Below are 19,888 nucleotides of genomic sequence, written 5' to 3' on the forward strand. Positions count from 1 at the left end.
GTTGATTCCAAGTTGGTATGCAATGGGTCAAGGGAGGTGACCGGGCACTCGCGTGAGCCCTAGTCTGCGCCAGTACATATGGCTGTTCGGATAGTTCCAGCCATCAAACCGGGCAATTGCCCTGGGGGGCTCATGCGTAGATCCAGAGGGCTGACTGCTGCCCTCGCCCTGTCACTGGCCGGTGCCGGCACCGGCCTGGGCCTGGTGCTGATGCCCGAGGCGTCCGCCATCACGCCGCCCGTGGCATTCACCGCCGACGAACTGCCCACCTGGCAGCCGAACGGCGTCGTCTTCGCCATGGACCAGGCGGGTGGCACCGTCTTCGCCGGCGGCACCTTCTCGGCGGTCCGGCCGCCCGACGGTGCCGGCGGCACCGAGCAGGACGCGGTGAACTTCGTGGCGCTCGACGCCGCCACGGGCAACCCCACCAGCTGCAAGCTGGACTTCACGGTCGGCGACGGCACCGCGACCGTCCGGGCGCTCGCCGTCTCGAAGGACAAGAAGACCCTGTACGCGGGCGGTTACTTCGGCGCCGTCAACGGCACCCCGGTCTCCAGCCTCGCGGCGATCGACATCGAGAGCTGCACCCCCAAGGCATCGTTCCACCCGAGCGTCCCCGCCACCGTGCGCGCGCTCGCGGTCACGGACGACACGCTGTACCTCGGCGGCGACTTCGCTGCGGTCGAGGGCCAGACCCGCGAGCGGTTCGCCGCGGTCGACGCCGGCTCCGGCGCCCTCAAGCCGTTCACCGCCAACGCGGACGAGCCGGGCCGCGCGATCCAGCTCAGCAACGACGGCAAGAACGTCCTGCTCGGCGGAGACTTCTTCTCGGTCAACGGCTCCAACACGCACGCCCTGGCGGTCGTCAACGCCACTACGGGCGCCGTCGCCAAGACCTACTCCACCATCCCCTCCAACTCGGTGGTCAAGCACATCGCGGCCGACGCGACGGGCTACTACACCGGCAACGAGGGCTCGGGCGGCGGTGTCTTCGACGGCCGCATCGGCCTCGACACCTCCTTCAACGAGAAGTGGCGCGACCGCTGCCTGGGCGCCACCCAGTACGTGCTGCCCTACGACGGGGTGCTCTACAGCTCCTCGCACGCGCACGACTGCTCGCTGGAGAACCAGTTCCCCGACGGCAAGCGCAACTTCCTGCTGGCCCAGCAGACCGACCACCAGGGCGCCGCCCCCGCGCCCGTGGACGGCTTCGTGCCGAGCCCGCCGAAGCTGGGCTGGCACCCCACCGCGAACGACGGCATCGGCGAGGGCATCGGCCCGCGCGTCATGTCCGTCGCGGAGAAGGGCGACGTCAAGTACATGTGGGTCGGTGGTGAGTTCACCCTCATCAACGGCGCGCCGCAGCAGGCCCTGACCCGCTTCGCCTCCACCGGCGACGTCGGCGCCCCGACCACCCCGGTCGCCAGCGCGGGCAGCGTCAAGCCCGGCGAGGCCCAGGTCCGCTGGCGCACCAGCTACGACCAGGACGACAGCAAGCTGACGTACCGGATCTACCGCAGCGGCTCGGCGACCCCGATCGCCACGGTCTCCGCGGACTCCCTGGAGTGGGAGCGCCCGCAGGCGTCCTGGACCGACACCACCGTCAAGGCCGGCCAGGTCTACAGCTACCGGGTGACCGCCACCGACGGCGCGGGCAACACCAGCGCCCTGTCGGCGAACGTCTCCGTGACCGTCCCGGCCTCCGTCCAGGCCTACCCGGACAAGGTCCGCGCGGACGGCGCCAACCTGTACTGGCGCTACGACGACACCGTCAGCCCGTACGTGGCCGACTCCTCGGTCTCCGGCAACACCGGCGGCGTCCAGGTGGCCGCCCCGACGCTGCGCCAGAGCCCCGGCGCGATCACCGGCGCCAGCACGTCGATGGGCTTCAACGGCACCACGCAGCAGGTCTACAGCGACCACCGCCAGTCGGTCGGCGCCGCGTACTCCATCGAGACGTGGTTCAAGACCGGCACCACGCGCGGGGGCAAGCTGATCGGCTTCGGCAACAACACGGTCAACGCGAGCGGGTCCTACGACAAGCAGATCTACATGACCAACACCGGCCGGCTGGTCTTCGGCGTCTACAACGGCTCGGCCCGCACCATCAGCACCGGCCTGTTCGAGACGTACAACGACAACAAGTGGCACCACGTCGTCGGTACGCAGGGTCCCGGCGGCATGACGCTCTACGTCGACGGCCAGAACAAGGGCACCAACAGCGCGACCAACTCCACGTCCTACACCGGTTTCTGGCACGTGGGCGGCGACAACCTCAGCAGCTGGCCGTCCCGTCCGATCAGCAACTTCTTCGCCGGATCCATCGACGAGACGGCCGTCTACCCGTCGGCGCTGACCCAGGCCCAGGTCAAGTCCCACTTCGACCTGGCCAAGGCGCCCACCGACACGGTCTCCAAGGTCGTCGCGTCCGAGGACACCTACATCAACCAGGGCGCCCCGGGCACCGCGTACGGCACGTCCACGCAGCTCGCCGTCCGCGGCAGCTCCGCGTACGAGTCCTACCTGCGCTTCACCCTCCCGGCCGCACCGGCCGGGCAGGTCCTCAAGAGCGCCTCCCTCCAGTTCAAGACCTCCACCCAGGCCGGGGCCGGCACCGCCGACACCGTCTCGGTGGTCCCGGTCACCGGGAACTGGAGCGGCACGGGCACGACGTTCAACACCAAGCCCACCCTCGGCACCACCCCGCTCGGCACCATCGCGGGCGTGCCGGACGGTTCGGCCGTCCAGAACGTCGAGCTGGACACCACGGCGGTCTCCGCCGTGCTGGGCAGCGGCTACAGCCTCGGCCTGACGAGCACGGGCACCGACGCCATGTGGCTGTGGTCCTCGGAGTCGACGGCCGCGGACGCCGCTCCGCAGCTGATCCTCACCTTCGGCCAGAAGTAACCGCCTGACGGTGTACGGGGCCCGGCCGACACGTGCCGGGCCCCGTACGCCTTTCCGAACCCGTACGGGAGCCACCTGATGTACCGACGCTCCGCCGCGGCCGCCGCCCTCCTGGCCGCCGCCCTGACGCTGACCGCCTGCGGTTCCGACGGCGACGGCAAGGCCTCCGCCGGCGCCGCGGCCACGCCGAAGCCGCCGGCCTCGTCCTCGGCCCCCGACCCGGCGGACGCCACGCCCCCGCCCGCCGGGCCCGCCGCGCCCGACGCCAAGCCGACCGGCCCGGTCCTGCCGGACGCGAAGCTGACCCCGAAGACGGGCACCTTCAAGGAGAACGAGAAGAAGTACCTGAGCGGCCGCGTCCCCGCGAAGACGGACCCGGCCGCCGTCCTCCAGAACGGCCAGGAGACCTGCCAGCGGATCGAACGCACCGCGAAGCGGGACAAGGACGCGGCGGCCGCCGCCATCATCTCCGGAGACATCACCGGGGCGAAGGACGCCGTCGAGCTGCTGTGCCCGGAGCAGAAGCCGGTCCTGGCCGTGGCGGCCCGGGGGTTCGGCGACGCCCCGGCCACCGCTCCGGCCCCCGGCACCTACCGGGCGCTGACCCAGAGCACCACCTGCACCTGGGAGGCCAAGGGCAAGGACGGCGGCGTCCTCGCGTCGGGCCCGGAGGCCCCGCCCAAGGCCGGTGACAAGATCACCGCCACCGTCCCGGCCGGCACCTCCGCCTTCCGCTCGACGGGCTGCTACGCCTGGGTCCCCGCGTAACCGGGGCGGTAACCGGGACCGCCCCGCCCGCCCGCGCCGCTGCCGCCCGAACTCCCGGGCGGCAGCGGCGTTTCCGCGTCCGTTCGCCGGGTACTCGCGGGTGACCAGAAGACCCCTGTGGAGGCGATTCCTGTGCGCGGTATCGGCGGTTGCATAGCCCTGATCGTGGTGGGGGCCATCCTCACCTTCGCGAGCGACTGGAAGATGGAGAGCGTCAACGTCGACCTGGTCGGCGTGATCATGATGCTGGCGGGCGCCGTGGGCCTCGGCGTCTACGCGAGCGTCCTCAAGCGCCGCCGCGCCGTGGGCGCCGTCCCCGTCGTCGAGGAACGCCGCGACATCCTGTAACCCGCGCCCCCGCCGTCAGCGCCCGATGCCCTCGTAGACGCCCAGCAGGGTGTCGAGGACGGCGTCCATCGAGAAGGACTTCGCGGCCAGTTCGCGGGCGGCGAGCGAGGCCGCGGCGTTGGCGGCCGGGTCCAGGAGGGCGAGCACCGCCTCCGCCACGCCCGCCGGACCCGGCTCGACCGCCCGGCCCGCGCCCGCGGCGGCGATCTCCCGGGCCAGGCCGTTGGAGTGGGTCACGACCGGCGGGACGCCCACCGCGAGGGCCTCCAGCACCGACATCGGGAAGGGCTCGTCCACCGACGGCAGGACGTAGACGTGCGCCCGGCGCAGTTCCGCGAGGACCTGCGCACCGGAGAGCGCACCCGGCACCGTGAACCGGTCCGACAGGCCCAGGGCGGTGATCCGGGAGCGGACGCGGGCCAGTTCGCCCTCGTCGGGACCGGCCACCACGAAGTGCGCGTCCGGGTGCGCGGCGAGCACGGCCGGAGCCGCGTCCACGAAGTCCACGGGCCGTTTGCGGGCCTGGAGACGGGCCGAGTACAGGATGCGCGGCGGCCCGGCCGGGGCCGGCCGCCCCTCCTGCGCCGGGGTGCCGTTGACCAGCCGGACCGCCCGCGGCAGGGCGCCCCCCACCACCGCTTCCAGCCCCTCCCGCTCGTGCGGGGTCAGGTACAGCAGCGCGTCGGCGCCGCGCAGCAGGCGGCGTACCGCCACCGCGTCGAGCACCTTGGCCAGCGCCTTCCCGCTGGGGTCCACCATCCCGTGGGTCTGCAGGACGAGCGGCCTGCCCGCCCGCAGCGCCGCCAGCGCCACCGGCAGGGTCACCAGGTCCCGCGCCAGATGGACGTGGACCACGTCGGCCTCGCGCACGAGCCGGCCCGCCGAGGCCAGCAGGGCCGGCGAGGTCATGCCGCTGAAGCCGAGCGGGAGGATCCGCCGGGCCGGGAACAGCGTGGCGGGCACCCCCTCCACGGAGTCCGGCCACGGGTCGAAGCCCTCCCCGAGGGCGAGCAGCCGGGCCCGGTGACCGCGCTCCCGCAGCCCCTTGGCCAGGTTCAGCGCGACCCGTACCGGTCCGCCGAAGGCGTGCGAGGGCGAGTGCAGCGTGACCGCGTGCAGGACCTTCGGCGTACTGCTCACTTGGGCTCCTCCACCGGGCGGCGACGCCCGTCCTGGGTCTGCAGGGTCAGCTCCGGCAGGTCCCGGTGCACGACGGACCCGGCGCCCGCGACCGCGCACCGCCCGACCGTCACGCCCGCCAGCACCGTCGCCCGTACGGCCACCCACGCGCCGTCCTCGACCACGATCGGGGCGTTGCCGTAGCGGAAGTCCGCGGCGCGGTGGTCGTGCGAGCCGGTGCACAGCAACGACTCCTGCGAGAGGCACACGTGGGACCCGATGGTCACCGGCTCCAGGTTCAGCAGCCAGGCGCCCTCGCCGATCCAGGTGTGGTCCCCGACGGTCAGCTTCCAGGGCCACAGCACGCGCACCTTGTGCCGGATCAGCACGCCCTCGCCTATCTCGGCCCCGAAGGCCCGCAGCAGCGCGACCCGGACCCGGGCCGGACAGAACCACGCCATGAAGAGCGTGTTCATCACCGCGAACCACAGGGCCTGCGTCAGCAGTCCGCGCCCCTTGTCGTACCCGGCCAGCGTGAAGGCAGGAAGATCGCGCAACGGTCGCCCCTCATCGTCCCCCGACGCGCCTCCCCGGCCGTCGAACGCTCAGACTAGACTGCGCGCGGATCACGCACAGGGGTGGGGGCAACAGTGGTTACGGACATGCGCGAGCCCGCCGTCGCACCCGCGCCGCCGCTCCCCGCGGACGACTCCCGGTGGGGCCGGGTCACCACCCCGCGCACGCTGCTCTCGCGGGCGCTGTCGGTCCCCCTCGCCCTCGGGTTCACCGTCTTCCTGCCGTTCTTCGTCGCCGTCCAGTCCGGCGACGGCCAGCGCGACGCCGCCTTCTGGCTCCAGCTGCTGCTGGCCATGTACGCGGGCGCGCGGCTCTCCGCGATGGTGCTGACCAGCCGCCGCAAGCTGCTCCAGGGCTCCTTCTGGCTCTTCGTCTACATGGCCATGGGCGTGGCCCCCCTCGCCCAGGCCGTCCTCGGCCGCGTCCCCACGCCCGTCGTCGGACCGCGCTCCGACCTCACCGTCGCCATCGGCCTCGTCCTGCTGGGCTGCACGGCCTTCGACGTGGGCGTCCTGCTGGCCCGCCACCGGCCCGCGGGCCGCGCGGGCGGCTCCCCCAAGGAGCCGCGGCCGCTGATGGTCCACCGCAGGCGCCTCCAACTGCTCACCGCCCTGGCCTTCCTGGGCAGCGCCGCCTTCATCGTGAAGCTGGGCGGACCGGCGGTGTTCTTCTCCAGCCGCCAGGAGATCATCGCGGGCATCGAGGAGGCCGGGGTCTCCAACGGCGACGGCCAGGCCGGGCAGGCGCTGCTGCGCGGTTTCGGGACCGTACCGGCGCTGCTCGCCCTGCTGCTGTACACGCGCTGGCTGATCACCTCGCGGTTCGCCCGCCGCAAGGTCTCGGTCATCGTCACCTGGGCGGCGCTCGCCGTCCTCAACCTGATCGTCAACAACCCGGTCTCGAACCCGCGCTACTGGTTCCTCACCGTCATGTTCGCGCTGCTCTTCACGGTCTTCCCGGTGAGCGCCGCCATGTACCGGGTGGCGCTGTCGATGGCCGTGGTGATCGCCCTCCTCGTCTTCCCCTTCGCGGACCGCTTCCGCTACGACGAGAAGAACTACAAGCCCGTCGAGACGACCTCGTTCCTGGAGCCGATGGCGCTCAAGGACTACGACCAGATCGGCATGTTCGCCAACACCATCACCTTCTCCAACTCCGGCCCCGGCCACTTCTACGGGCGCCAGCTGGCCGGTTCCGTCTTCTTCGCGGTGCCCCGCTCGGTGTGGCCGGGCAAGCCGCGCGACACCGGCGTGATGGTCGGCCAGTGGATGGGCACGGTCAACACCAACCTCTCCTCCCCGGTCTGGGCCGAACTGTGGCTCGACTTCGGGCCGCTGGGCATGGGCGGCGGACTCCTGGCCATCGGGTACGCGGCCGCCCGCGTCGACCGCCGCTACGCCAAGCGCGCCACGCGCCGCTCACCCCCGGGCAGCCTGATCTCCACGGTGGTCCCGCTGGTCGCCGGGTACTCCTTCATCCTGCTGCGCGGCCCCCTGCTCCAGGCCTCGGGCCGGGTCGCCATCGCGGGCCTGTGCCTCGCGCTGGTGGCCACGTACCGCACCGACCGGGTCACGACCCTGCGCTGAGCGCTCCCGGCGCGGGCGCGGCCGGGGCGGCGCCCGGTCCGGGGGCGGGGACCTCCAGCCGGGTCACCCGCAGCCAGCCCGCGGCCGCCTTCGCGGCCGACCCCAGGGCCAGGCCCCAGGCGGCTCCGGCCACGCCCCCCAGCGCGTACCCGGCCAGCAGCAGGCCCACGGACAGCAGGGAGAAGACCACCTGGAGCGAGAGGGTGGCCTTCGGGTTCAGCACCCGCAGCGTCAGCAGGGCGCAGGTGCCCAGTCCCATCACCGCGTACTGCGCGCCCGTCGCGGGCAGCAGCGCGGAGGCCGCCGCCCAGGTGTCGCCGAGCAGGTGGCGGCCGAGCCGGTCGGGCAGGGCGTACAGGACGGCCGCCCAGCCGCCGCCGAGCACGGCGAGGGCCGCGCCCATCAGCACGGTCAGCCGGACCACCCCGCGCTTGCCCGGGGCCCGGCCCACCACCGGCGGGCCGAAGGCGTTCGCCGAGTTGAACAGCACGTTGAGCGGGCCGAAGAGGGTGGTCGCCCCGCGCAGCGCGCCGACGGCCAGCGGGGTGGCGAACGCCCCGAGTCCGAGCACCGCGAGCTGGCTGGAGCCGTTGCCGACCGCGAACTCGACCACGAACCGCTGCCCGAGGTGCCCGCGCCGCAGGTACGGACGCAGTTCGGCCCGCACCCCGCGTACGGAGGGCCGCAGCAGCCACAGCCCCAGCGCGAGCGCCGGCACCGCCGACAGCCCCCAGACCAGCACCAGCCGGGCGGGGGAGGCCCCGGCCGGCTGGACGGCCAGCGCCGCGACCACGCACACCAGCCGCAGCGTGTCCGCGGCCAGCGCCCGCTGGGGCGCCCGCAGCGCGGAGAAGCAGTAGCGCAGCCCGTCCTGTACGAGGACCAGCGGCAGGACGAGCCCCAGGGCGAGGAACCCGCCGCCGGTGGCGCCCGGCAGCGCCAGGCCCGCCGCCGCCAGCGCGAGCCCGGCCACCGTGGCGGCGGCGGCGGTGAACAGCACGGAGGAGCGGCACACCACCGCCAGCCGCTCGCCCTTCTCCAGGACCACGCTCTGGCCGACGTACGCCATGTTCAGCCCGAGGAGCACGGTGAAGGTCACGTACACCATCGAGAAGCCGGCGAAGCCGGACGCCGAGGACAGCCGGGCGGCCAGCACCAGCACCAGGATGTTCGTGGCGCTGGAGGCGGCCTGGTCCAGGACGGAGGAGACGGCGGCGAGGCCCCGCCGGCTCACCGCCGGCCCGTACGGACCGTGCGCAGGGCCACGGTGTCGCTGCCGTCGCCCGCGAGGGGCTGCTCGGGCGCGGTGGCCCCGGCGGCCCCGGCGGCCCCGGCGGGCTCCCGGGTGAGCGGCTGCGGGGCCGTCGGCCCGGCCGCGGCGGCGCCGGCCTTCCCGGCCCTGCCGCCGCCGCGCTTCTCGCCGGGCAGCGGGGCGTGGAGCACCGCGCCGAGCACGGTGCCGCCGGCGCCGCTGATGAGCTCGCGGATCCGGGCGAGGTCGCTGCGGTGCACCGCGCGGGGGTCGCAGACGACCAGGACGCCGTCGACGCGGTCGACGAGGGCGAGGGCGTCGGCGTACGAGAGCACGGGCGGGGCGAGCACCACGACGGTGGAGTTGGGGGAGTCGGCTTCGGAGATCAGCCGGGTGGAGCGCGGGGAGGTCAGCGCGCGGGCGACGTTGCGCACGCGTTCGCCGGGGATCAGGTCGAAGGCGCCGGACTCGCCGGCGTCCACGACGAGCTGGCGTCCGTCGGGCCAGTCGGCGTCGCCGCCCGGCGCGGAACCGGTGGCGCCGGGCTGGCTCCAGCGGGGCCGGCCGCCCGCGTCGGTGGGCAGCTGGCTGGCCAGGACCGGGGTGCGCAGGTCGGCCTCGATGAGCAGGACGTCCTTGCCGGTCTCGGCGAAGGAGGCGGCGAGGTTCACGGCCACGGCGGCGGCGGTCTCGCTGGAGCCGCGCGGGGCGACCACCAGCAGCCGGCGCCGGTCGGCGAAGCGGGAGTCGTAGGCGAGGCGGAAGGCCACCGAGCGGTACTCCTCGGCGAGCCGGGGGTCGGCCTCGCCGGCCGCGAGCAGCGGTCCGCCGCCGGTCTTGTCCCGGGGCAGGTAGCCGAGGACGGGGGCGCGCAGGGCCCGGGCCACGTCGCCCTCGGAGCGCGGCGCCGGGTCGAAGACCAGCCGGACCCAGGCGGCGAGCAGGCCGAGGGCCAGGCCGACGGCCGCGCCCAGCGCGAGCGACATGGGCAGGCCCGGTCCGTCGGGCGCGCCGGGCGCGGTCGCGGGGCTGGTGACCCGGCCGGGGGTCATGTCCAGGGCGGCGAGCTTGGCGATGTTGCTGTTGAGGGTGTTGACCTTGCTCTGCAGGTCGGTCTTGGCGGACAGCGCGGAGTCGCGGGCCGTGCCGGCCGGCAGGTTGTTGGCCTGGCGGGCGGTGTCGTCGAGCTGTTTGGCGACCGGGTCGCGCTGGTCCTCGTACCCCTTGACCATCTTGTCGCGGGTGGCGTCGAGCGCCTCCTGCCGCTTGAGCAGGTAGGCCTCGGTCAGCGCGTTGGCCCGCTTGGCGGCCTCCCGGGGGGAGGACGAGGTGTAGGTGAAGCGGAGGACCATCGTCTGCGGCGGGTTGGTCACCTGGAGCCCGCTGCGGAGCGCGCCCAGGTCCTTGGGCGGCATGCCGAGCTTCTTCGCGGCCTGCTCGGCTATGGAGCTGGAGAGCGCGACCTGGCGCTCGGAGCCGATGTTGATGGCCTTGTCGGGCGCCAGGCTCGGGTTGAACGGGTCGTCGGTGGGGGCGCGCAGCACGATGTCGGCGGTCGCGACGTAGGTGTCCGCCGTGGAGATGCCGAGGTAGACGCCGCCCAGCAGGCCGATGCCCACGCCCGCGCCGATGAGCCGGCGGTAGCGCAGCAGCTGCTTGAACTGGTCCCGCAGGAGATCCGGCTCGTCCTCGGCCGGGGCGGCTGCCGGGCGGTTCGTCTCGATCACGGCTGGAGACCCCCAAGTGCCTCGTCGATCAGTGCGTCGATGCGGGCCAGGCCCGCCTCACGGCTCAGGTGGGCCGCCACGTGGACGGGCCCGGCGGCGCCCAGCGCGTCCGCCCCCTCGGGGTCCTCGGCCAGGGCCCGTACGGCCTTCAGCAGGGCCGCGGGGTCCTCCGGGGGTACGAGCACCCCCGCGCCGGAACGTTCCACCTCCTGGGCGGTCCCGCCCTCGGCCGCGACGGACGCGACGACGGGCCGGCCGGCCTGGAAGTAGGAGGTCAGCTTGGACGGGACGCTCATGTCGAGCACGGCCGCGTGCTGGGTGACCGCGAGGACGTCCGCCGCCGCGAGGATATCGGGGAACTCGCCGTCGGCGGCAGGGGGGATGATGTCCAGGTTCGGCACGTCGGCGGCCAGCCCGGCGAGGGCGCCGCGCTGGCTGCCGTCGCCCATGAGGACGAACCGGACGTCCGGATCGAGCCGGGCGGCGCCGACGAGGACTTCGAGCCCCTGCTTGAGCCCCATGTTCCCGGAGTGCAGCACCACGGTCTGCCCGGGCGCCCAGCCGAGGTGGCGGCGGGTCTCCCCGCGCGGCTTGGTGGGCCGCGGCACGTGCGACCAGTTGGGCACGAGGCGGATCCGCGCCGGGTCCACGCCCATGCCGACGACCCGGTCCACGAAGGTCTCGTGGATGACGCCGACCAGCGTGGCGCGCTTCAGCGCGTAGGCCTCCGCGCTCCCGGCCACCGCGGCCGCCTTGTCGCCGCCGCTGATCCCGCTCTGCGCGGCGGCGGCCCCCATCAGGTCCTGGACGACCGGGACGAAGGGCACCTTCCACTTCGCCGCGAGCCGGGCGCCGAGCACGCCGCCCGCCAGGCTGGGCATCTGGGCCAGGACCGCGTCCGGCTTCGGCATCCGGGGCGGGGCCACGGCGCCGTGCAGCAGAATCGATCCTTCAAAAAGGGCGCGCTTGACGGCGGTCTGACGCGAAGGCACCGTGTGCGCACGCCGGTGCACGGTGACCCCCGCACGCCGCTCCGTGCGCCGCAGCGCCCCCTTGTACTCCGGCTCCACGGACCAGGCCGGATAGTGCGGCATGCCCGCCAGCACATGGGTCTCATGGCCGGACCGTGCCCAGTGCTCCGCGATCTGGGTGGCGTACGGGCCTATGCCCGCGTGCTCGGGGGCGTAGTTGGTGGAAACCAGCAGCAGGCGCCGGTGACCGGATGTGGACACTGAACGTCCCCTTCTCCCCTGGATGATGCGCACGTCACCCTATGCGTTCACCCGCAGGGTGGGGAACGTGCGCGCTATTGTCTGCTCATCCGCCACACCGGGGGGTGTGGCCGCTGGGGGGTAACTGATGACGGAGTACGGCATGTCCGGACCTGCCGCGGCGGCGCGCGGACCGTACCGGGTCGGCTACGCGCCCGGGGCCTACGACCTGTTCCACATCGGGCACCTCAACATCCTCCGGCACGCCCGGAGCCAGTGCGACTACCTGGTCGCCGGGGTGGTGTCCGACGAGATGGCCGAACGGGCCAAGGGGCGCCGCCCGATGATCCCGCTCGTCGAGCGGCTGGAGATCGTCCGCAGCGTCAAGTACGTCGACGCCGCCTTCGTCGAGACGGTCCCCGACAAGGTCGAGACCTGGAAGCAGGTCCGCTTCGACGTGATCTTCAAGGGCGACGACTGGCGCGGCACGCCCAAGGGCGACCGGCTGGAGCGGGACTTCGCCCCCCACGGGGTCGAGGTCGTCTACTTCCCCTACACCGTGCACACGTCCAGCACCCAGCTGCGCCGGGCCCTGGACGCGCTCGCACAGCCGCACGCCGAACCCCTCACCGCCGAACGGCGCTGAGCTCCCGGAACCACTTGGCGAGGAACGCCAGCAGGAACACCGCGGCGACCGCGCCCAGACCCGCGTACGCCCAGCGGAACAGCGCCCCGCCGCCGAGCAGCAGGAACACCAGGCAGAACACCCCGTAGTCCACGGGCAGCAACGCCACCGCGCGCAGGGTCGACGGCGCGGCGGCGGCACTGCCCGGGGCGGGCTTGGCCTTGAGCTTCTCGGTCAGCAGACCGCCGAAGAAGGTGACGACCGAGGCGAACTGGAACCCCAGCGGCACCAGCAGCCAGCCGTCCGAGCCCGTCCCGTAGGCGTCGGGGAAGCGGTAGAAGGCGATCAGCACACAGGTGTGCAGGGCGGTGAGCTTGGCACAGTCCACGACGTGGTCCAGCCACTCGCCCGCCGCACTGCCGCCCCCGCGCAGCCGGGCCAGCTGCCCGTCGGCGGAGTCGAAGGCGAAGCCCACCGCGAGCGCGGCCCACACGGCCGCCCCCAGCCCCCACGACGGGGCCGCCAGCGCGACCGCCGCCACGGCGGCGAAGCTGAAGACGGCGCTGACCAGGGTCACCTGGTTGGGCGTGAGGCCCAGCGCGTACGACCCGGCGGCCAGGTACCGGCCGGCGGGCCGGTTGACGAACCGGGAGTAGAGCGACACGCCCTTCGCCGACTTCTGCGCCCCGCGCAGCTCCCGCAGCGCGGTCCCGACACTCGCCATGCGTACCCCTGAGCCCCTCGATGGCACACGCGTGCCGCTGCACGCGCGTTCGTACGAAGGGCACATCATCGCAGGGGGCCGCCGCGGCCCCTACGACACCACCCGCAGCAGCAGCACCGACCGGGCCGGGACCGTCAGCGCCCCGCCGCCCCGGTGCCGGGTGCCGGGCGCGGCGGCCTGCGCCTCCCGCGCCGTGTCCAGCACGAGCTCGTACGAGGCCGCCCACGGCGCGCCCGGCAGCATCCACTCCACCGGCCGGTCCCCGGCGTGCAGCAGCGCCAGGAAGCTGTCGTCCGTCACCTGCGCCCCCCGCTCGTCACGGCCCGGGATGTCCCGGCCCGACAGGTACAGGCCCACCGCCGCGGCCGGCGCGTACCAGTCCCGCTCCGTCATCTCCTCGCCCCGCGGGGTGAACCAGGCCAGGTCCCGCAGCCCGTCCGCGCCCTGCGCCCGCCCGGAGAAGAACGCCCGCCGCCGCAGCACGGGGTGTGCCTGGCGCAGCGCGATCAGCCGCCGGGTCAGCGCGAACAGCTCGTTCCACGCCGGATCGGACAGCAGCGACCAGTCCACCCACCCCGTCTCGTTGTCCTGGCAGTACGCGTTGTTGTTGCCGCCCTGGGTGCGGCCGAACTCGTCGCCCGCCACCAGCATCGGCACCCCGGTCGACAGCAGCAGCGTGGTCAGCAGGTTGCGCAGCTGACGCCGGCGCAGCGCCCCGATCCGGGGATCGTCGCTCTCGCCCTCCGCCCCGCAGTTCCACGACCGGTTGTCGTTGGTCCCGTCCCGGCCCGCCTCGCCGTTCGCCTCGTTGTGCTTGCGCTCGTAGGTGACCAGGTCGCGCAGGGTGAAACCGTCGTGCGCCGTCACGAAGTTCACCGAGGCGTAGGGCCTGCGCCCGCCCCACGCGTACAGGTCGCTGGAGCCCGACAGCCGGTAGCCGAGGTCCCGTACGTCGGGCAGGGCGCCCCGCCAGAAGTCGCGCACGGCATCGCGGTAGCGGTCGTTCCACTCCGTCCACAGCGGCGGGAAGGCCCCCACCTGATAGCCGCCCGAACCCACGTCCCACGGTTCCGCGATCAGCTTGACCCGGCGCAGCACCGGGTCCTGGGCGATCACCGCGAGGAACGGCGAGAGCATGTCCACGTCGTGCATCGAGCGGGCCAGCGCCGCCGCCAGGTCGAAGCGGAAGCCGTCCACCCCCATCTCCGTCACCCAGTAGCGCAGCGAGTCGGTGATCAGGCGCAGCACGTGCGGCCGCCCGGCGTGCAGGGTGTTGCCGCAGCCCGTGTAGTCGGCGTAGCGGCGCTGGTCGGACTGGAGCCGGTAGTACGCCCGGTTGTCGATCCCGCGCAGCGACAGCGTCGGGCCCAGCTCCCCGGCTTCCGCCGTGTGGTTGTAGACCACGTCGAGGATGACCTCGATGCCCGCCGCGTGCAGCGCCTTCACCATCCGCTTGAACTCGCCGACCTGCTGCCCCGCGGTCCCGCTGGAGGAGTACCCCGCGTGCGGGGCGAAGTAGCCGACCGAGTTGTAGCCCCAGTAGTTGCGCAGGCCCCGCCGCAGCAGGTGGTCCTCGTGCGCGAACTGGTGCACGGGCAGCAGCTCCACCGCCGTCACGCCGAGCCGCGTCAGGTGCTCGACCGCCGCCGGATGCGCCAGCCCCGCGTACGTGCCGCGCAGCTCCTCGGGAACACCCGGATGGCGCATCGTGAACCCGCGCACGTGCAGCTCGTAGATCACCGAATCGGCCCAGGGCGTCTTCGGCCGGACGTCGTCCGCCCAGTCGTCGTCGTCGTGGACGACCACCCCCTTCGGGACGTACGGGGCCGAGTCCCGGTCGTCGCGCACGGTGTCGGCGATGTACTGCTGGGGCCAGTCCCGGACGTGCCCGTACACCTCCGCGGGCAGCGTGAAGTCCCCGTCCACGGCCCGTGCGTACGGGTCCAGGAGCAGTTTCGCCGGGTTGTGGCGGGCGCCCGTCCAGGGGTCCCAGCGGCCGTGCACCCGGAAGCCGTAGCGCTGCCCGGGCAGCACGCCCGGCACGAAACCGTGCCAGATCTCGTGCGTCAGCTCGGTCAGGGCGCAGCGGGTCTCCCCGCCCCGCCCGTCGAACAGGCACAGCTCCACCGCCTCCGCGCCCTGGGCCCACAGCGCGAAGTTGGTGCCCGCGACCCCGCCGGGCCCCAGGTGGAAGCGCGCCCCCAGGGGATGTGAGGACCCCGGCCACACGGGCGGCGAGGGATGCGCGGCCGCCCGCAGCACCTGCGCCTGGACCCGCTCGCGCACGACGTCCATGCCGTCCCTGCCCGTCGTCGTCTCCGGTCCGCCCACGGCATTGCTGGCGGCGGCATCCACCGCCTCTTGCTCGGCTGCGCTCGACACTGCCCGCCTCCACGGCTCCTGGGTACCGGCGGGGGAGTGCGGCCCCGGCGTCCCGGCCTGGGCCCGCCCCCGTCTGGTCCTTCCCACTGTTCTGCCCGGACAGTTCTGCCCGGAACGTGCCCGGCCCTCACGTTTCCCCGGGAGGGGCCGGTCGTTGGACGGGGCGTGACTCTTCTGACGAGGCGGGCAGGGGCGGGCTTGGCCGCCGTGGCGGTATGGGCGGCCCTGCTGGGCGGCCTGGCCGGCTGCACCAAGGACGGCGGCTCCCCGGTGGAGGTCGCCCTGCCCGGCAAACGCCGGTCGCCGGACGAGGCGATCCGGATCACCCCCGAGGACAACGCGAAGGGGGTGCCGGCCGAGGGCCCGCTGCGGGTGCAGGTGCCCGAGGGCCGGCTGGAGCGCGTCGTCGTCACCAAGGTCGAGGACGCCCAGCAGGAGCAGGTCCCGGGGACGATCGCCGCCGACGGGCTCAGCTGGAGCCCGGACCCCTCGGCCGGACGGCTCGCGCTCGCCGCCAAGTACACCGTCGACGCGGTCGCCCTCGACGGGCACGACCGCCGCCAGGCCCGGCACACCACCTTCACCACCTACGTCCCCGAGGAGCGGTTCATCGGCTACTTCAAGCCCGAGAACCGCTCCACGGTGGGCACCGGGATGATCGTCTCGTTCAAGTTCAACCGCTCCATCAAGCGGCGGGCCGACGTGGAACGGGCCATCAAGGTCACCTCCGAGCCGGCCGTGCCCGTCGTCGGCCACTGGTTCGGCGAGGAGCGCCTCGACTTCCGGCCCAAGGAGTACTGGAAGCCCGGCACCGAGGTCACCGTGACGATGGACCTGCGGGACGTCGAGGGCGCGCCCGGCTCGTACGGCATCCAGGACAAGACCATCCGCTTCACCGTCGGCCGCTCCCAGGTCTCCCTCGTCGATGCCGCCGCCCACACCATGGAGGTCCGCCGGGACGGCCGGCTGCTGTCCACGGTCCCCATCACCGCCGGGGCGCCCAAGAACACCACCTACAACGGCAGGATGGTGGTGATGGAGATGTTCGACGTGACCCGGATGAACGGGCAGACCGTCGGCTTCGGCGGCGAGTACGACATCCCCGACGTCCCCCACGCCATGCGGCTCACCAACTCGGGCACCTTCCTGCACGGCAACTACTGGGCCAGCCCGGACACGTTCGGCCACACCAACGCCAGCCACGGCTGCGTGGGACTGCGCGATGACAAGGGCGGCGGCTCGGACACCCCGGCGGGCTGGTTCTTCGACCGGACCCTGGTCGGGGACGTGGTGGAGGTCGTGAACTCGCAGGACCGGATCGTCGCGGCTGACAACGGGCTGGGCGGCTGGAACATGTCCTGGGCGGACTGGGCCGCCGGATCCGCCCTCGGCTGACCGGGCGCCCGCCCCGCCGTCCGTCCCGGTCCGCCCCCGCAATCGAGTGATTGTCGGACCGGAATCCCGCCGTGCGGGAGTGTCGTCCGGCCGCCGCGCCGAGGCCCGACCGCAGCCTGTCAGGGCCATCAGCGGATACGGACGGAGCGTCATGTCAGCAAGGAACTGGACCCTGGGGCTCGCGATCGGGGCCGTACTGGCCGCCGGGTCCCCCACGGCCCTGGCGGCGGGCCCCGACGCCCACCCCCCGGCCGCCCGAGTCCTGCGGGCGCCGCTGCCCGGCGGCCTCGGTCCCTGCGTTCCGGGCCAGTGCCCCAGCCCCTTCCCGCCGATCGGCAGCGACGGCAGCATCAAGGGCCGCGACAACGCCGTCAACATCTTCGCCGGGGGCCAGTTCCGGGTCCGCGGACGGGCCTCCGAGGCCGAGGGCCGGCTGGTCGTCCTCGGCGGCTTCGACCAGGACAAGCTGGCCGGCGGGGACTCCCGCTACAACGTCGGCATCGTCGGCGCCGGCTCCCTCGTCCCGCCCCCCGACGGCGCGGACTTCCTCACCACCGGCGGCGACGTCACCGTCGCGGCGGGCGAGACCCTGATCGCCGACCGGGGAGTGGTCCGCCACGCGGGCAGCGTCACCGGCACCGTGACCGGCACCCTCGTCAAGGACGCGGCCGCCGTCGCCCCGTACGCCGGACTGCGCGACCGCCTCAGCGCCGCCAGCCAGTGCTACGCCAAGGTCGACGGCCGCCCCCGCCCGGCGACGGGCACGGTCGTCAACAGCGGCTCGGAGACGCTGTTCACCGGGGACGGCACCTCCCGGCTCCAGGTCTTCAACGTGGACGCCGACCTGGCCGGACCCCGGGGCGCCCAGCAGGGCGTGCGGTTCACGGGCATCCCGGCCGGCGCGACGGTCCTCGTCAACGTCCTCGGTACCACCCGCACCATCAACACCTACAGCGGCGGCCTGGTGGACACCGATCCGCTCAACGCCTACCGCGAGCGGCTGCTGTGGAACTTCCCGGACGCCTCCACGGTGAACCTGATCGGCACCGGCCAGTTCCAGGGCAGCTTCCTGATGGGCAACCAGGCCTCCGAGACCACCGTGACGCTGCCCGGCATCAACGGGCGCTTCTTCACCACGGGCTCCGTCACCCACGGCAGCGACACGGCCGGCGGCGGGGGCCAGGAGTTCCACGCCTACCCCTTCACGGGCGACCTCCCCGACTGCGGTCCGGCCCCCGAGCCGACCGGCGCGGTGGCCGTGACCAAGGTGGACGGGGAGGGCAACCCCCTCGGCGGGGCCACGTTCGAGCTGTGGCACGAGACCAACGGCGTACCGGGCCTCCAGACGGGCACCGCGACCCCCGACACCAAGGTGGCCGACTGCACGACCCCGGCGAGCGGCCGCTGCGAGCGCACCGTGGAGCTCGGCACGTACTACTGGCGGGAGACGGCGGCCCCGGTCGGCCACGACCTGCCCGCGAACCCGGTCTTCCCGCTGACGCTGACCCGGGAGAACGCCCGGGCCGGGGTCACGGCGCGGGCCGTCAACGAACGGACCGCCGTGCCGGGCGCCAGGGTCGTCCTGCTCAAGACCGACCGGGACACCGGCGCCCCGCTGCCCGGGGCCCGCTTCGAGCTGTGGCGCGAGACCAACGACCGTCCCGGCCTCCAGCCCCTCGGCGCGGACGCCGACGAGCGGCTCGACGGCCTCTGCGTGACCGGCCCCCAGGGCAGCTGCACCGTCGAACTGCCGGTCGGCGAGACCTACTACTGGCGGGAGGTCGGCCTCCCCGACGGCTACCAGGACCCCGCGGACCCCGTCACCGCCTTCGAGCTGACGCCGGGCGACGTCGTCCAGGGCCGCGTGATCACCATCTCGAACCGCAGGACGAGCGAGGACCCGACGGGTTCCCTGCGCGTCCTGAAGAAGGACGTCAAGACCGGCCGGCCGCTGCGCGGGGCGGTGTTCGAGGTCTGGAAGGAGACCAACGGCACCCCGGGCCTGCAGACCCGCGGCATCAACGCCGACCAGAAGGCCAAGGACGGCTGCGCGACCGACCGCGTCGGCGTCTGTGACTTCGACGCGCTCTCCGAGGGCTGGTACTACCTCGTGGAGACGGACGTCCCCGAGGGCTACGTCCTGCCGCGCGACCGGGTGATCGGACCGCTGCACGTGACGGAGCGGGCCCCCGGCAACCACGTCGAGGTCACCGTCCGCAACAAGCGCGACGACCACGGCAAGGGCAAGCACGACGGCAAGCACGACGGCGGGCACGGCGGGCACGACGGGCACGACGGGCACGACGGGCGCGGGGACGAGGGCCCGGACGCCTGACCGCACCACCCCCCCCACGGCCGGCCGCGCGCCCGGCCTCCTCGCTGCGCCGGCGGAGTGAGCCCCTCACCCCGTCGGCGCAGCCGCGCGCGCGGCCTGCCGCCCCCGCGGGTTGGCTGGGGCGCGACGGCCCCGCCGGCGGGCCCGAGGAGGACCGATGACCCTGCGCCCGACACCGCGTACGGCCGCGGCGGCCGCCCTGGTCGCGCTCCTCGCGCTCGCCGCCCTGCCGGCCCCGGCCCTGGCCGCCGCCCCCGAGCCCGAGCCCGAGACCGCCTGCACGGCCGGCACCGGCCCCTACCAGCGGGAGCTGGAGGCCCATCTGCACCGCCCCGTCGACGGGGTCCAGTCACCGGCCGACTGCGCGGCCGTCCGCGCCTTCCAGCGCGCGAACGGAGTCACCCCCGCCGACGGGTACGCCGGCCTCGCCGCGTTCCGTACGATGACGGCCGTCGCCGCCCGCGCGAACCCCAACGCCGCGGGCCACTGCCCCGTCCGCGAGGACCGGGTGACCTGCGTCGACCTGGAGCGCCAGCTCCTGTGGGTGCAGAGCGGCCGCCGCGTCGTCTTCGCGCCGGTGCCCGTCCGGACCGGCCGCGACGAGCAGGAGACCCGCCCCGGCTGGCACGAGATCTACTGGCGGCACGAGGACCACTACTCCTCGCTCTACGACAACGCCCCCATGCCCTATGCCCAGTTCTTCGACGGGGGCCAGGCCCTGCACGGGCGCCCCGGGAACCTCTACGCCAACGGCGGCTCGGCGGGCTGCGTGAACCTCTCGGTGCCGGACGCCGAACGCCTGTGGAACCTGCTGTCGGAAGGGGACGCCGTCTACGTCTGGGGTACCAAGCCGGGTACCGACGACTGACGCATCCGCGGTTGCGTCACTTGGGACTGAACAGTGACATGACCGTGCCTTTTCGTACTCCGCCC

Annotated in this window: 15 protein-coding genes; 8 read left to right on the top strand and 7 right to left on the bottom strand. The window is 73.7% G+C overall.

Annotation, left to right across the window (positions count from 1 at the left end; translation table 11 throughout):
- Positions 1 to 132: 132 nt before the first annotated feature.
- From ACFYYT_RS06790 to ACFYYT_RS06800, 3 genes are all read left to right on the top strand, one after another.
- On the top strand, positions 133 to 2,907 hold the full coding sequence (locus ACFYYT_RS06790) for a DNRLRE domain-containing protein (RefSeq protein WP_351826383.1): 2,775 nt from the start codon (positions 133 to 135) through the stop codon (positions 2,905 to 2,907).
- A gap of 78 nt (positions 2,908 to 2,985) precedes the next feature.
- Complete coding sequence (locus ACFYYT_RS06795) at positions 2,986 to 3,675, top strand: hypothetical protein (protein WP_351826384.1); 690 nt, start codon at positions 2,986 to 2,988, stop codon at positions 3,673 to 3,675.
- 117 nt (positions 3,676 to 3,792) lie between these two features.
- Positions 3,793 to 4,023, top strand: a complete 231-nt coding sequence (locus tag ACFYYT_RS06800) for a hypothetical protein (RefSeq protein ID WP_385319377.1) — start codon at positions 3,793 to 3,795, stop codon at positions 4,021 to 4,023.
- A 15-nt stretch (positions 4,024 to 4,038) separates the two neighbouring features.
- On the opposite strand, the gene ACFYYT_RS06805 is transcribed toward ACFYYT_RS06800, so the two are convergent.
- Both ACFYYT_RS06805 and ACFYYT_RS06810 read right to left on the bottom strand, forming a co-directional pair.
- Complete coding sequence (locus ACFYYT_RS06805) at positions 4,039 to 5,163, bottom strand: glycosyltransferase (protein WP_351826385.1); 1,125 nt, start codon at positions 5,161 to 5,163, stop codon at positions 4,039 to 4,041.
- Positions 5,160 to 5,699: a WcaF family extracellular polysaccharide biosynthesis acetyltransferase gene (locus ACFYYT_RS06810; protein ID WP_351826386.1), complete on the bottom strand. Its 540-nt coding sequence runs from the start codon at positions 5,697 to 5,699 to the stop codon at positions 5,160 to 5,162. Before ACFYYT_RS06810 ends, ACFYYT_RS06805 begins: the two co-directional genes overlap by 4 nt.
- 105 nt (positions 5,700 to 5,804) lie before the next feature.
- Between ACFYYT_RS06810 and ACFYYT_RS06815 the strand changes: the two genes are divergently transcribed.
- On the top strand, positions 5,805 to 7,304 hold the full coding sequence (locus tag ACFYYT_RS06815; protein ID WP_351826387.1) for a hypothetical protein: 1,500 nt from the start codon (positions 5,805 to 5,807) through the stop codon (positions 7,302 to 7,304).
- Here ACFYYT_RS06815 and ACFYYT_RS06820 read toward each other — a convergent pair.
- The 3 genes from ACFYYT_RS06820 to ACFYYT_RS06830 are packed head-to-tail and all read right to left on the bottom strand — an operon-like array spanning position 7,288 to position 11,485.
- A complete protein-coding gene (locus ACFYYT_RS06820; RefSeq protein ID WP_385364488.1) occupies positions 7,288 to 8,538 on the bottom strand; it encodes a hypothetical protein in 1,251 nt (416 codons plus the stop codon). The two genes, ACFYYT_RS06815 and ACFYYT_RS06820, sit on opposite strands and share 17 nt — an antisense overlap.
- Entirely contained in the window at positions 8,535 to 10,283 is a 1,749-nt protein-coding gene (locus ACFYYT_RS06825) for a lipopolysaccharide biosynthesis protein (protein ID WP_388607064.1), read from the bottom strand. Before ACFYYT_RS06825 ends, ACFYYT_RS06820 begins: the two co-directional genes overlap by 4 nt.
- On the bottom strand, positions 10,280 to 11,485 hold the full coding sequence (locus tag ACFYYT_RS06830) for a glycosyltransferase family 4 protein (protein WP_351826421.1): 1,206 nt from the start codon (positions 11,483 to 11,485) through the stop codon (positions 10,280 to 10,282). Before ACFYYT_RS06830 ends, ACFYYT_RS06825 begins: the two co-directional genes overlap by 4 nt.
- Before the next feature lie 172 nt (positions 11,486 to 11,657).
- Between ACFYYT_RS06830 and ACFYYT_RS06835 the strand changes: the two genes are divergently transcribed.
- The gene (locus tag ACFYYT_RS06835; protein WP_351826391.1) at positions 11,658 to 12,140 is read left to right on the top strand and encodes an adenylyltransferase/cytidyltransferase family protein; all 483 of its coding nucleotides are present in this window, start codon (positions 11,658 to 11,660) and stop codon (positions 12,138 to 12,140) included.
- On the opposite strand, the gene ACFYYT_RS06840 is transcribed toward ACFYYT_RS06835, so the two are convergent.
- Positions 12,121 to 12,843, bottom strand: coding sequence for a CDP-alcohol phosphatidyltransferase family protein (locus tag ACFYYT_RS06840; RefSeq protein ID WP_351826392.1), 723 nt, complete (start codon positions 12,841 to 12,843; stop codon positions 12,121 to 12,123). The two genes, ACFYYT_RS06835 and ACFYYT_RS06840, sit on opposite strands and share 20 nt — an antisense overlap.
- 90 nt (positions 12,844 to 12,933) lie before the next feature.
- Positions 12,934 to 15,138: a glycogen debranching protein GlgX gene (glgX, locus tag ACFYYT_RS06845; RefSeq protein WP_351826422.1), complete on the bottom strand. Its 2,205-nt coding sequence runs from the start codon at positions 15,136 to 15,138 to the stop codon at positions 12,934 to 12,936.
- 285 nt (positions 15,139 to 15,423) lie between these two features.
- Here glgX and ACFYYT_RS06850 point away from each other — a divergent pair, with 285 nt between their 5' ends.
- The 3 genes from ACFYYT_RS06850 to ACFYYT_RS06860 all read left to right on the top strand — a co-directional run bounded on the left by ACFYYT_RS06850 (position 15,424) and on the right by ACFYYT_RS06860 (position 19,823).
- Positions 15,424 to 16,620, top strand: a complete 1,197-nt coding sequence (locus ACFYYT_RS06850) for an Ig-like domain-containing protein (protein WP_351826393.1) — start codon at positions 15,424 to 15,426, stop codon at positions 16,618 to 16,620.
- 151 nt (positions 16,621 to 16,771) lie between these two features.
- Positions 16,772 to 18,955, top strand: a complete 2,184-nt coding sequence (locus tag ACFYYT_RS06855; RefSeq protein ID WP_351826394.1) for a choice-of-anchor A family protein — start codon at positions 16,772 to 16,774, stop codon at positions 18,953 to 18,955.
- Positions 18,956 to 19,112: 157 nt separating this feature from the next.
- Entirely contained in the window at positions 19,113 to 19,823 is a 711-nt protein-coding gene (locus tag ACFYYT_RS06860; protein WP_351826395.1) for a L,D-transpeptidase family protein, read from the top strand.
- Positions 19,824 to 19,888: the final 65 nt, after the last annotated feature.

The sequence above is a fragment of the Streptomyces sp. NPDC002032 genome, from assembly GCF_042890765.1.
In the GTDB taxonomy this organism is placed as follows: domain Bacteria; phylum Actinomycetota; class Actinomycetes; order Streptomycetales; family Streptomycetaceae; genus Streptomyces.

Coding starts and splice junctions, on each gene's coding strand:
- ACFYYT_RS06815 (WP_351826387.1), top strand. CDS start 5,805: ATGCGCGAGCCCGCCGTCGCACCCGCGCCGCCGCTCCCCGCGGACGAC.
- ACFYYT_RS06860 (WP_351826395.1), top strand. CDS start 19,113: ATGACCCTGCGCCCGACACCGCGTACGGCCGCGGCGGCCGCCCTGGTC.
- ACFYYT_RS06855 (WP_351826394.1), top strand. CDS start 16,772: ATGTCAGCAAGGAACTGGACCCTGGGGCTCGCGATCGGGGCCGTACTG.
- ACFYYT_RS06835 (WP_351826391.1), top strand. CDS start 11,658: ATGTCCGGACCTGCCGCGGCGGCGCGCGGACCGTACCGGGTCGGCTAC.
- glgX (WP_351826422.1), bottom strand. CDS start 15,138: ATGGACGTCGTGCGCGAGCGGGTCCAGGCGCAGGTGCTGCGGGCGGCC.
- ACFYYT_RS06840 (WP_351826392.1), bottom strand. CDS start 12,843: ATGGCGAGTGTCGGGACCGCGCTGCGGGAGCTGCGCGGGGCGCAGAAG.
- ACFYYT_RS06790 (WP_351826383.1), top strand. CDS start 133: ATGCGTAGATCCAGAGGGCTGACTGCTGCCCTCGCCCTGTCACTGGCC.
- ACFYYT_RS06795 (WP_351826384.1), top strand. CDS start 2,986: ATGTACCGACGCTCCGCCGCGGCCGCCGCCCTCCTGGCCGCCGCCCTG.